This is a genomic window from Thermosipho affectus, from assembly GCF_001990485.1.
GTDB lineage: Bacteria > Thermotogota > Thermotogae > Thermotogales > Fervidobacteriaceae > Thermosipho > Thermosipho affectus.
In genome coordinates, this window is sequence record NZ_LBFC01000021.1 from 1 (window position 1) to 12,908 (window position 12,908).

Consider the following 12,908-nt stretch of genomic DNA (forward strand, 5'->3'; position numbering starts at 1 on the left):
AACGCACTTATGTTATGATTAATTCTCATACCTTACCCACCTCCGTGTGTGTTATTCAGAGTGCCTTGGACATTAATCTTATCGGAATTTTTGGAAAAAACTTTAAAGTTTTTTTGTGGTATAATTTTTTTAGGGTGGTGTTAATTATGAAAAAAATGGCAACGTTTTTTGATGAAAAAGATGGTGGGATTGTTTGTGAACTTTGTCCACGTAAATGTTTTTTAAAAGATGATCAAATGGGTTTTTGTAAAGTTAGAAGAAATGAAGATGGAATTTTGTATACCATGAATTACGGTGAAATAAGTGCTATTGCAATGGAGCCAATTGAAAAGAAACCGTTTTTTCATTTTAGACCAAAAGATAAAGTATTTTCCATAGGTTCCTGGGGATGTAATTTTTCATGTGGTTTTTGCCAAAATTGGGAAATTTCTCAGGTTAAACCTGCTGTAAAAACTGTTACTCCTGTACAAATTGTTGAGATGGCTAAAAATAGTAATTCAGGTGGGATAGCATTTACTTATAATGAACCTATTGTGGGATATGAATTTGTGCTTGATACTAGTAGAATTTCTCATAAGGAAGGTTTGTATAATGTTTTAGTTACTAATGGTTATATAGAATTGGAACCACTTTCGGTATTAATACAAAATATTGATGCGATAAATATTGATGTAAAGGGAAACGAGAGTTTTTACAGGGAAATTGGGGGGGATTATAATCATATTTTAAAGGTTATTGAATTTTTAAAATCAAGAGGAATACATGTAGAGGTTACAACACTTGTTATTCCAGGGAAAAATGATAATGAAGGGGATTTATCAAAGATTTTCGAAGATATTTCGAAAATTGATAGAGATATCCCATTGCATTTAACTAGGTATTTTCCAGCGTATAAATATGATATTTCTCCAACTCCTATTGAAAAATTGGAAAAATTATTTTATATTGCAAAGGAATTTTTGAATTTTGTATATCTTGGAAATGTATTTGATAAAAAGTTTGAAACCACTTTTTGTCCAGAGTGTCATACGGAGTTGATTGTAAGGGACGGTTATAAAGTTGAGGTAAAGAATCTTACAGAAGGAGGAATTTGTAAAGTATGCGGAAAAAAAATAGTAAAGATTTGAATCGACTTTCGAGAATTTCTTTGATATTTACAATTCTTTTGGTAGTGTTGATTGGTGTAGTTTTAATTACAAGTTTTTTTAAAAAAAATGTAAAGTATGAAACTTTTGAAACATTTTCTTTAGGGACATATGTACAGTTGAGAATTTCGACAAAATCCAATGCAACGATAATTGCAAGAGAGATTTTTCAAGAGCTTAATAGAATAACAAAAAAATTTGATCCGTACAATCCAGAATCAATTATTTACAAATTGAACAACAGCAATGGATGGTTAGAAGTTGACGATGAAACTTTTGCCGTAGTTGATTTGTCACTACAATATGCGAAAATTACAAATGGAAGTTTTGACCCTACTTTGGGAAGACTTGTAAAACTTTGGGGATTTGATAAGTTTGCGGAAAAAGAAAATAAAACCTTTAAAGTTCCAGCGAGAGTGGAAATTGATAAAGTGCTAAAAAAGTGTGGTTATGAAAAAGTAGAAATGGATTACAAAAATAGAAGGATAAAGACGAATGGTGTTTGGCTTGATCTTGGAGGGATTGTAAAAGGATATGCACTTGAAAGGGCTTATCAAATTGCAAAGGAAGCAGATCAAGAATGTACAGGTTTTATAGAAGCAGGAGGAGACATTAGGATATTAGGGCCCAAGTTTGGAAGAGATTATTGGATTATAGGGATTAGAAATCCGAGGGGAAGTGACAGTATAGATTATATATACCTTAAAAGTGGAGCTGTCGCAACCAGCGGAGATTATGAGAGGTTTTTTGTAGTAAATGGAAAAAGATATCATCATATATTGGATATTTCTACAGGATATCCCGCGACAAGTGCTATAAGTGCGACTGTTATTGCAGACGACGCTATAAAAGCCGATGCATTTTCTACTGCAGCTTTTGTTTTAGGAAAGAATAAATGGCTTTATACAAGGACTATTATGCCCAAAAATAATGCGGATGTATTTTTGGTTACCGATGAGTTGAAATATTTAAAAACAGATGGTTTTGTATATTATGAAAATACATATTAAGGAGGTTTTGAAATGAAAAAATTGAAAAGTTTTGGTGGAAAGAACCTTGGTGGTAAATCTATGAATCAACTTCAAAAAATTCAAGAGGAAATGCAAAAGAAACTTCAGGAAGTAGAGGGAAGTTTTGCAAATATGGAAGTTGAAGTTAGTGTTGGAGGGGGAGCAATAAAAATAGTAGCAACAGCAGATAGAAAGGTAAAGGATATAGAATTAGACGAAGATTTATTAGAAGATGGTGAAACACTTAAGGACTTGTTAATTGCTGGTATGAACGAGTTGATGGAAAAAATTGAAAAACTAAGAGAAGAGGAAATGGCAAAAATTACTCAAAGCTTTCTTCCATTTGGAATATGAGGTGAATTATGAAAAAAGAAAGTTTTTATTACCTTATATTAGTGAATGTTGTTATTTTACTCTTAATTGAAATACTGAAATTTTTTAGTTACAATGAGGTTATGTTATATTTGATGTTTGGTGCACAGTATGGTCCGTTGGTTTCCAGTGGACAGTGGTATAGAATTATTACTGCAATGTTTGTCCATGGAGGTTTTATTCATTTAATATTTAACATGTATGCTTTGTATTTTTTAGGACGTATCGTTGAGAATGTGTATGGTACTGATAAGTTTTTATCGCTTTATTTTTTGACTGGTATTGTTGGAAATGTAGCAACCCATTTGTTTTATTACAAATCTTTTTCAGTAGGGGCTAGTGGAGCCATTTTTGGATTAGTTGGAGTGTTATTTGCAGCAGGGTTTAGAAGAGATACGCCATATACTTTAAAATCTCTAACTGGTAGTGCTTTATTACCGATGATTTTGGTAAATATCTTTTTAGGATTTATGCCTGGTTCTAATATAAATAATGCTGCACATTTGGGTGGTTTCTTTACTGGAATGGTTTTGGGATATTTTGTTCCTATATATGATTATTCTTGGAATGTCAGAAAAATCTGGAAGATATTAAAATGGATTTTAATTTTGTTGGTTATAATTTCGTATTTTTTATTATTCATTAATGAGGTGTAAATATGAGAAAAGTTGTATTATTTTTTCTTTTCTTTTCTATCTCTTTTTTTGGAGAAATTTTAATGCTTTATCCTGAACATGGGTTACTTGTAAAAAATATTTCTGATGGCTTTATATTACCTGAAAAGTGGAAGGTGAAAAGTATTCAAGGTAGTTTTCATGTAAAAGATATTTTTATTGATGAAAAATTAAAATATGTACCAAGTATAAAGGGAAATTTTGTTTATAAAAATGGGGAGTTTGTTTCAAATGATGGTAAGGAATACAAAATAATTGATGGATATTTTTTCGAAATAACACAACACCCCAAGGTGGTCAAGAAGATATTTTTAGATACGAAAAAGGCAACGGCAACTTTTTTGGTAGATGGAAGGTACAGTTTTTCTTATATTTTAAACGAAAATGTTTTATCTCAATTTTTAAACATTTATGCAGATGTTGATAGTGCTTTTGTTTTTGTAGTTTCAGAGCCTCAACAAAATAGATGGTTAATGAAAGGTTCAGGCGAAACAAATATTCAAGGTAAAAAAGTCTACCAATTAGGTGAAATTGAGGATTTAAGAAATGAAAGAACTATTTTGATTGATAGGATGAAAGTGGAACGCTTAGATTATAACTACGTTGAACTATATGATTATGTAACGAATTGGAATCCCACAAAAAGGATGGTATACATAAAGACATTAAGACAGTTACCTGCTGGAAAAATTACGGTTTGGTCAAAATTATATAATAGGTATTTGCCATTAGATCAGGCTTATTTGCCGGATACAAATGAAGAGATTGAAATATTTTTAGGATATTCATGGAATAATTGGTATAAATGGAATGTAAAAACATCTCTTAATTTGGGGAATAGAAAGAGAATATCTGGAGAGTTGAGTTTAAAAGGAAGAGGAGTATATAAAATAAAGATATTTGGAAAGAACATTGGTAGTATAAAAACCAACGTAGAAGTTATTGAAAAAAACGAAAGTTACATTATTTTACTTGCACATAATACTCAAACTATCTTTATTGAATATGAAAAGGATAAAAATTAAGCCTGGAAATTTCCAGGCTTAATTTTTGGCTATTTTATCTATAAATGTAAGTGTGTCAAAGACTCGAAAATAATAATTTGGGCTGTTATTCCAAAAATTCAAAGCTTCTATTACATTAAAGTTAGTTATATTTTTCATTATAAGATATAGGTATCTGTATGATATTCTTATTTGAAGCTGTGGAAATTTTATAAGTTCATCGTGAGGGATTTTCTGAGCAAGTGTTTTGATTTCAGGAAAGAAAATGGAAACATAATCAACAGCTGACTTGTGGAGTTGACAATAACCAACTGCATGGCCACTATCACCGTATAAATTTTTAAAACCACTTTCAGATACAATTAGTGATACAAATATTTGATAGGGTACTTGTGGAAATCTTTCGTATTCTTCAGAAACTGTATATGCGATCAATTTTGCACGTTCTTCAGAGACATTGTAGTATTTTGCAACTTTATATGTGTATTGATAAGCTTCTTTAAACATGTTATTAGAGAATAGTACTATTGATATAATAATCAATGTTAATACAATATGTTTTTTCATATCAAGTCCACCTCCATAGATATATTTTTTGTATTGTGATTATAATATATTTTTTCTTTACTTTTGTGTACACATATATACGATAAAAGAACAAAATCTTCACAAATGTTAACTAATTTGAACTAATATTAAGTTTTAAGTGTGATATAATAAAAATATGAAGAAAATTTACATGATTTTATATTTATTTCTTACAGTACTACTTTTTTCGGCGCATTATGTAGAAGTTCATACCGTCACCGCTACGGGGATTGTTTTATCCATAACACCGTATTATAGTGCTGTCAAAGCACCAAAAGTTTATATTTATGGGCCTACAGGTTTTGTAAGAGCAGAAAATATTGGGAATAATCTTTACGAATTTGAGGATGGGAAATTTAGTTGGATTGTACCTATAATTTTTGGGGAAAATAGATTCGGACAGATTGTTACCGGTGTACTTCCTACGCCAATTATTGATGTGTACCAATATAAAAAAAATGTTAGTGTTAAGGTGCTTACCAACCCAAAAGATTTGTCTTTAACTGTGAAGGTGGATACAGATTATGATGTTGTTTCCGGGGATATCGATGGAGATAAAATGATTTTAATTAAGAGCGATAGTGGTTATATACTTTATACAGATAAAAAAAGAAAAGAACATCAAAATATCTTAAAAATAACTGTTAAGCTTGATGGAAAAAAGAGTAAAGATGTAACGTATAAATTATTTACTTTAAATGGTTTTACAACTTATCTTCGAGGTGATTTTACACCGTATGTTTTTAACAAAATCACTACCCATGTAGTAAAGAAAGGAGAAACATTGTGGGAAATTGCTAAAAAGTACGGTGTAAGAACGGCTGATTTACAAATTATAAACGAATTGGATGATCCTAATAAGATATATGCAGGTATGAGATTAGATATAGGAAAGGTGCAGTTTACAGAAGGATTAACATCTATAGTTGTTAACCTTGCAACTTCTAGGTTAGCGGTATATTATGCGGGGAAATTAGTAAAAATCTTTCCCGTGGCAATTGGAAGAAGTGATTCAATGCCCCCGGGAATTTATTGGATTTTTGATAAACAAATTGATCCCGCACTTTATTGGTTTGGAGAATATATTCCTCCTCGTTCACCGATTAATGGATTGGGAACTAGGTTTTTGCAACTTTCGAATCCCAAATATGGAATTCACGGAACAACAAAGCCATGGGAAATAGGTAGGAGAATATCACATGGTTGTGTTAGAATGTTTAATAGAGATGTTGAAACATTAGATTCTTTTGTTGATTTGGGAAGTCCCGTATTTGTGGTAAAAAATTTTAAAGATTTTCCGGAGAATTTGTCTAATATTCCTGAGTTTGTTAAATTTAAGATTCAAACGAAAAAAATAAAAAACAGGGAGGATAAGGGAGGATAGTATGAATATATTAATTACAGGGGCAAATAGGGGAATTGGTCGAGCATTACTCCTTGAAGCACAAAGACGGGGATACACAACTATTGCCACAATGAGAAATCCGGTTGAGAGTGCATATTATTTAGATTTATCAGAAAAAGATTCAATAGATAAATTTGCAGATGAGTTGGTTGAAACTGTAGATATCTTAATAAATAATGCAGGAGTTTTGTATAAGGATAATTTTGGTAATTTAGATTATGAAAATTTCATAAAAACTTTTAAAGTTAATACTTTGGGAGCTTTGTTTCTTACAGAGGCTCTGTATAAAAGAGGAAAATTAAGACAGGGAGGGAAAGTTGTAAATATTTCTTCCGTGTTGGGATCTATCGAATTGACAAGTGGAACGAATAGTTTTTCGTATTCCCTTTCTAAAGCAGCCCTTAATATGGTAACCAAACTTTTATCGAATAAATTGAAAGGTATATCAGTTATTTCCGTACATCCAGGTTGGGTAAAAACAGAGATGGGAGGAAAAGAAGCACCAGTCTTACCAAATGATTCTGCAAAGGGTATATTGAATGTAATTGAAGAGATAAATGATACAGGCGTATTTGTAGATTATACAGGTAAATTGCTGCCTTGGTGATTTTTTTTACTAATTAATATAACCGAACTTCTAGGTTGAGTGGTATATTTAAATCCTATTTGTTCAGGTATATCTAAGAAATCATTTGGTGAATCTTTAGATGTATCAACAACACGATACCAAGTTTTTTCGTGCAATATGGGGAGTGTAAAGGTAAGTGGTTCTCTCCATTGGTTCAAGATAACAAATATGTCATTATCCTCCGTGGCATTTTCACACAAAAAGTCGTTTCCACTTATCATAAAGGCCAAAGAATGCGAATGGTAGGACCAATCTGGTTCAAATGGTTTTATACCGTGCCAACTAATATCTGCAATACCATCACCAGTTAAGTCTTTCCCGGTGAAAAAGTGTTTTCTACGAAGGGCATGGTGTTTTTTTCTAAAATCAATCATTTTTTTGAAAAATCTAAAAATATCGTAGTGTTTTTCTTTAAATGTCCAATTAAGCCATGTTTTTTCATTGTCTTGACAATACGCATTATTGTTTCCGTATTGTGTTCTGTATATTTCATCTCCCATTAAGATCATTGGAGTGCCATGCGATATCATAAGGATTGTTATAAAGTTTTTTACTTGACGCTTTCTTAATTTTATAATTTCGGGATTATCTGTTTCACCTTCAACTCCATAATTATAACTAAAGTTTTCATTAGTGCCATCTTGATTATTTTCTCCATTTTCTTCATTGTGTTTTTCGTTGTAACTTACTAAATCTCTCATTGTAAAACCGTCGTGGCAAGTTATAAAATTTATACTAGCGTGTGGATTTTTCTTCCCGTATAAGTCTTTACTCCCTGTTATTCTTTGTGCAAGTTCAACAATTACCCCCTCATCCCCCCTAACGAATCTTCTAATTGTATCTCTGTATTTTCCGTTCCATTCTGCCCAACCTTTTGGGAATTCGCCTAAGAAATATCCTCCAGCTGCATCCCAGCCTTCTGCAATAAGTTTTAGGTTATGTAAAATTGGATCTTCTGCTATGTCCTTTAAAAGTGATAAATCTCCTATCCATCTTCCATCTGGAGTTCTCCCAAGTACTGCGGCAAGGTCAAATCTAAAACCATCTACATGCATTTCAGTTGCCCAATATCTTAAACTGTCTATAATCATTTCTTTTACAACTGGATGATTACAATTTAACGTGTTACCGCATCCTGAATAATTAAGGTAATACCTTTTGTTTTTAGGATTTAGCATATAGTATATTTCATTGTCAATTCCCCTGAAATTTAAAGTTGGCCCCAATTCGTTTCCTTCACCTGTGTGATTGTAAACAACATCTAGAATAACTTCAAAACCATTTTTGTGCATTTCTTTTACAAAATCTTTGAATAAGAATACTTGCTCACCAAGTTTTAAACCTATTGAATAGTTTCCGGTAACTGCAAAAAAACTCAAAGGATTATATCCCCAAACATCTTTAAGTCTTTCACCAGTAATAGGATTAATTCTATCAATGGAATTAACGTTAAATTCAAAAATAGGCATTAATTCAATTGTAGTTACTCCTAATTCTTTTAAATGATCTAGTTTTTCAATAATTCCAAGAAAGGTTCCAGAAAATTTTATCTTAGAAGTAGGACTTATTGTGAATAGTCTAACGTGCATTTCATAGATTATAGTGTCTTCCCAAGGTATATGCAATTGCTTGTCATTGCCCCAATCGTACTTTGAATCATCTATTACAATTGATTTTGTTGGACTTTTTGCAGAATCTTCTGTGGAGAAAGATAAATCTTTTAAAGGAGAATTTATATCATATCCGTATGCAGAAGATGAATCCCAATCAAATGAACTAGAAATAGCTTTGGAATATGGATCGACTAGTAACTTGTTATGATTAAACCTTTTTCCATTTTCTGGATCATATGGGCCAAATATTCTCCAACCGTAATATTGTCCATGTTTTACACCGTATATGTAAATATGCCAAATATCCCCTGTTTTATTTGATACAGGATCTAATTCAAATCTATGAGAAGGTTCATCGTCATAGTAGTTTTGATAAAGTTCCAAAACTACTTTTTCGGCATTTCTGGAAAAAATACCAAAATTTACACCTGTATCATCTGGTGTAGCACCAAGTTTTGGATATCCCTTTTTTGTTTTTAAAATAATACTTGAATCGGGATTGTTATACTGTAGAGGATAATCTGCCATATTATTCGTATACAATCTCGTAAGTAAATTCTGGTACTACTTTTTTCAACATTGCAGAGACTGCGCAGTATCTGTTCTGAGAAAGATTTACTGCTTTTTCTACTTTTTCTTTTGGAGGTTCTCCGTTGAATTTGAATATGTATTTTAAATGAATTTTGGTATATACTTTTGGATGTTCAGATGCGTTTTCATAATCTGCTTCTAACTTGAAAGATTCCATTTGGTCAATAACTCTCATTTTTCTTAATAATGAAACTACATCCATTCCAGTACATCCCATAAGAGAGTATAAAATTAATTCTTTAGGTCTTGCTCCTGCATCTTTTCCACCTACATTTTCAGAAGCATCAAGGATTAAATCATGACCTGATGTCGTTTTTGAATAAAATAACATACCATTGTAAAAATTCATTTCAGCTTTTGCCACAAAAATCACTCCTTTCAAACTACCATTTTTCCAAACATTATTAGAACACCAAGTAATATTAAAAAGGTTCCACCAATAATTCTTAATGTGAGCTCCCATCTAGGTGCTTTAAAACTTGCAGTCATTAATTTTGATATAGATGATCCAATAGTCAAAAAAGGTATTGATATACCAAGAGAATATACAAAAAGAAGGACAGCACCTTTTAGCGAATTTGCACTTGCAGCGATTGCTAATATTGACCCTAATATTGGACTACTACATGGGATCCAAATAATGCCAATAACTCCTCCAAGTAAAAAACCAGTAATAAAACTGCCGCCTTTGAATTTCCACACATTTACTTTCCTTGGTTTTAGTAGTTCTTTTTGAAAAATATATAATGTCCCCATCAATATGATTATAGAACCAAATACATAATTAATTATACTACCATACTTTGCAAAGAAAAAACCAAAAATTGATGAAAAAACACCGATAACTGTGAAGAATATGGAAAAACCAGATAAAAAGCCTAAAAGTTTAAGAAGTTTATTTTTAGCAGTAAAAAGTATTCCCAAAAATGCAGGAATTAATGGTAAAATACATGGACTAAAAAAAGATAGTATACCATGACCTAGAGCTACCCAAACACTTATATCTTTATAGAACATATTACTCCTCCAATATAAGTACTCTTAAGGCGCCATTTTTACTTAATTTTTTAGCAATATCTTTGGATTTAGTTAAGTAGACGTTATAGGGATTTATATCTTTATTTAAGCTATCTAAAAATATTGAGTTTTTATCGTTCTCTTTTACAAAATCAAAGTCATCTTTTGAAACAGAAATTATTTGTTTATTCCCTAAATAGAAATCATCTTTTTTTGAGTATACCTTAAAAGTTTCTTTGTAATCTTCGTATAAAAATCTTAGGATATACATAAGTGCTTTTTTAAAGTCGTTTAATGGCATATAACCAGGTATTGAGGTAATCGCCTTATCTTGATGCCAAAATACAAATGTTGGAGTTCCCCTAATACCAAACGCCGAAAAAAGTTCGTTGTTTGTAAACTCTTTGTCTAAAAACACTGTTTTTTTATTGTTTGGATTTATTTTTACAAATATATATGCAGCTTTCAAAATTTCTTGAAATTCTTTTGATGATAGTACTTCATTTTCAAACTTTTTGCAGTAAATGCACGAAGGAGAGGAGAAATATATTAAAAGGGGTTTGTCTTCTATGTTTGAAATTTTGTGTGCAATACCAAGGTCATAGAAAGTATAATCATATGAAAATACAAAAACTGATGTAAGTACCAACAAAGATAGTAACATATTTTTCATGGATTTACCTTCTTTCTTACTTTAAATTTCCTCATTCCAAATTTTTTAAAAAAGCTTATAACGGGACATCTCATTTTCAATTTTTCAAAAAATTTCATACTATCACTCCTAAAAAACTAAGGGCAGGTGTAACCCTGCCTTAGTTTATATTTAATAACCTGTCTATTTTAGCTTTGTCGAATCCTACAATAACTTGATTTCCAATCTCAATTACAGGCACACCAAGTTGTTTGCTTTTTTTGTACATTCTTTCAGCGGCTTTTTGATCTTTTGAAACATCGTATTCTTTAAATTTTAATCCAAGTTGCTTAAAATATTGTTTTGCCTTTTTACAATATGGGCAAGTTGGAGTGGTGTAAACAATAATTTTAACGTGTTGCATTACCCCACCTCCTTAGAAGTATTTTTTTGCAGCATGTTCAACGGCAATTGCCCCATCTGCGGCAGCTGTTACAATTTGTCTGAGATTTTTCTTTCTTACATCTCCGACTGCATAGATTCCTGGGATGTTTGTTTCCATATTCTCGTCGGTAATTATATACCCATAGTCGTCAGTTTGGACTATGTCTTTGATTAAATCACTATTCGGTTTAAGTCCAACATAGATGAATACTCCTTCAGCTTTAATAACTTTTTCTTCTTTTGTTTCGTTGTTTACTATAACAACCTCTTCAACTTTATTAGTTCCTCTGATTTCTTTTACTAGAGAGTTGAGGATTACTTTTACGTTCTTGTTTTGCATAAGCCTATCTTGAAGTACTTTTGCGGCAGTAAGATAAGGCAAATTTTGTACCATAGTAATGCTATTTACCATTTTTGCAAGAAAATGTGCTTCATCACATGCACTATCTCCACCACCAACTACAACAACGTCTTTTCCAGAGAATAAATAACCATCACATGCTGCACAGTAAGTAACACCTCTACCTCTAAATTTTTCTTCTCCGGGAACACCTAATTTTCTTGGAACAGCACCTGTTGCGAAAATAATAACCTTTCCTTTAATTTTCTTACTGTTATCAAGTTCGACGTATTTGTGCTCGTTATCGTATGAAATCTTTACTACTTGTGCTGTAACAATTTCCGCTCCAAAAGCTTTTGCATGCGCTGCAAATTTTTCTCCAAGTTCGCCACCTTCAATTTTAATAAACCCTGGCCAGTTTTCTACAATATGAGTTTGTGTTACAGCACCACCTTCTAATGCTTTTTCAAGAACAACGGCGGATAACCCCGCACGTCCAGCATAAATTGCTGCGGTAAGACCTGCTGGTCCTGCTCCGACAATAATAACATCGTAATATTCCTTTGGCCCGGAGGATATATTTCCCAAGTCAAGGTGAATCATATTTTCACCTCCTTATCTAATAGCTTTTAATACTTCTTCAAGGTATTGTGGCTCAGGATATGCTCCTATAAAGAATGTATTTGGATTTCTGTTGATTACTATATGAGGAACTGATGATACACCAAATTGATTACTCAATTCAAAAAATTCATTTGCTTCAATCATTTCGGCTTTTATAAGTGGATTTACTAATGCAAAGTTATGAGCTGTTAACACTGCACGTGGACAGTATGGACATGTAGGAGTTACAAAAACACTAATTGTAACGGGCTTGTCAATTGATTTGAGTTTTTCAATTGTTTCTGCTGAAAGCTCTGGTGTAGCACCTTTTCCAAAAGTTACAATGTCTTGTACAAGTGTGCCGAATTCGTGACCAGATGGTATGCCATAAAATCTTACACCTTTATCTTCACCATCTTCAAGTGTTAGGATAAGTGCAGGGGTCATTTCGACACCAAATTTTTCTGCTAAATCTTTGTTTTCAATTACGTTATATTTCTCCACAACTATCTTATCGGAAAGATTACTTGCTTCATCTAAAATTTGCTCTTCAAGTTCGCAATATTCACAATTTTCCTTTGAATCGCCAAAGTAAATGAGTTTTACAGTGTTTTTAAGTTCTTTTGAAAATAAATCTTCAAGGTATTTCTTGTCTTCGTTTGATAAAAGTGCCATAATATTACACCTCCAAAAAAATTAATTAATTTCTCCCAGGTTTGGGTCCCTTTTATTATACACCAATTTATGTAAATTAGTCTAAACTTAATGTTACAATTTCGGATATAATTTGTCGGGTTTAAATGTTGTTGAAATTTTTATAATTTATGGTAATATATTGATGAT

15 protein-coding genes are annotated in these 12,908 nt (G+C 31.8%); 7 read left to right on the forward strand and 8 right to left on the reverse strand.

Annotated features, from left to right (window positions below):
• Positions 1-146 precede the first annotated feature (146 nt).
• Genes amrS through XJ44_RS06185 form a run of 5 tightly spaced genes read left to right on the forward strand, consistent with a single transcriptional unit; the run spans position 147 to position 4,226 of the window.
• Positions 147-1,127, forward strand: coding sequence for an AmmeMemoRadiSam system radical SAM enzyme (gene amrS / locus XJ44_RS06165; protein ID WP_075666116.1), 981 nt, complete (start codon positions 147-149; stop codon positions 1,125-1,127).
• Positions 1,100-2,155: an FAD:protein FMN transferase gene (locus XJ44_RS06170; protein ID WP_075666117.1), complete on the forward strand. Its 1,056-nt coding sequence runs from the start codon at positions 1,100-1,102 to the stop codon at positions 2,153-2,155. Before amrS ends, XJ44_RS06170 begins: the two co-directional genes overlap by 28 nt.
• Before the next feature lie 12 nt (positions 2,156-2,167).
• Entirely contained in the window at positions 2,168-2,509 is a 342-nt protein-coding gene (locus XJ44_RS06175) for a YbaB/EbfC family nucleoid-associated protein (RefSeq protein ID WP_075666118.1), read from the forward strand.
• A gap of 8 nt (positions 2,510-2,517) precedes the next feature.
• Entirely contained in the window at positions 2,518-3,183 is a 666-nt protein-coding gene (locus XJ44_RS06180) for a rhomboid family intramembrane serine protease (protein ID WP_077198435.1), read from the forward strand.
• A 2-nt stretch (positions 3,184-3,185) separates the two neighbouring features.
• Positions 3,186-4,226: a hypothetical protein gene (locus XJ44_RS06185; RefSeq protein ID WP_077198436.1), complete on the forward strand. Its 1,041-nt coding sequence runs from the start codon at positions 3,186-3,188 to the stop codon at positions 4,224-4,226.
• Positions 4,227-4,244: 18 nt separating this feature from the next.
• Here the strand turns inward: XJ44_RS06185 and XJ44_RS06190 are convergent, their stop codons facing one another.
• Positions 4,245-4,772, reverse strand: a complete 528-nt coding sequence (locus tag XJ44_RS06190; protein WP_077198437.1) for a hypothetical protein — start codon at positions 4,770-4,772, stop codon at positions 4,245-4,247.
• 157 nt (positions 4,773-4,929) lie between these two features.
• Between XJ44_RS06190 and XJ44_RS06195 the strand changes: the two genes are divergently transcribed.
• On the forward strand, positions 4,930-6,177 hold the full coding sequence (locus tag XJ44_RS06195; RefSeq protein WP_077198438.1) for a L,D-transpeptidase family protein: 1,248 nt from the start codon (positions 4,930-4,932) through the stop codon (positions 6,175-6,177).
• 1 nt (position 6,178) lies between these two features.
• Positions 6,179-6,805 carry an SDR family oxidoreductase gene (locus XJ44_RS06200; RefSeq protein ID WP_075666123.1) on the forward strand — a complete coding sequence of 209 codons (627 nt, stop codon included), beginning with the start codon at positions 6,179-6,181 and terminating at the stop codon, positions 6,803-6,805.
• Here XJ44_RS06200 and glgX read toward each other — a convergent pair.
• The 7 genes from glgX to pdo all read right to left on the reverse strand — a co-directional run bounded on the left by glgX (position 6,778) and on the right by pdo (position 12,740).
• Positions 6,778-8,967 carry a glycogen debranching protein GlgX gene (gene glgX / locus XJ44_RS06205; RefSeq protein WP_077198439.1) on the reverse strand — a complete coding sequence of 730 codons (2,190 nt, stop codon included), beginning with the start codon at positions 8,965-8,967 and terminating at the stop codon, positions 6,778-6,780. The genes XJ44_RS06200 and glgX overlap by 28 nt on opposite strands.
• Position 8,968: 1 nt before the next feature.
• Complete coding sequence (locus XJ44_RS06210; protein ID WP_088368924.1) at positions 8,969-9,394, reverse strand: OsmC family protein; 426 nt, start codon at positions 9,392-9,394, stop codon at positions 8,969-8,971.
• A 14-nt stretch (positions 9,395-9,408) separates the two neighbouring features.
• Entirely contained in the window at positions 9,409-10,047 is a 639-nt protein-coding gene (locus tag XJ44_RS06215; protein ID WP_075666125.1) for a cytochrome c biogenesis CcdA family protein, read from the reverse strand.
• A 1-nt stretch (position 10,048) separates the two neighbouring features.
• Complete coding sequence (locus XJ44_RS06220) at positions 10,049-10,720, reverse strand: thioredoxin family protein (protein ID WP_077198440.1); 672 nt, start codon at positions 10,718-10,720, stop codon at positions 10,049-10,051.
• Positions 10,721-10,859: 139 nt separating this feature from the next.
• Positions 10,860-11,102: a glutaredoxin family protein gene (locus tag XJ44_RS06225; protein WP_075666127.1), complete on the reverse strand. Its 243-nt coding sequence runs from the start codon at positions 11,100-11,102 to the stop codon at positions 10,860-10,862.
• Positions 11,103-11,114: 12 nt separating this feature from the next.
• Positions 11,115-12,065, reverse strand: coding sequence for a thioredoxin-disulfide reductase (gene trxB, locus XJ44_RS06230; protein WP_077198441.1), 951 nt, complete (start codon positions 12,063-12,065; stop codon positions 11,115-11,117).
• A gap of 12 nt (positions 12,066-12,077) precedes the next feature.
• Entirely contained in the window at positions 12,078-12,740 is a 663-nt protein-coding gene (gene pdo, locus XJ44_RS06235; protein WP_075666129.1) for a protein disulfide oxidoreductase, read from the reverse strand.
• Between the last annotated feature and the right edge of the window lie 168 nt (positions 12,741-12,908).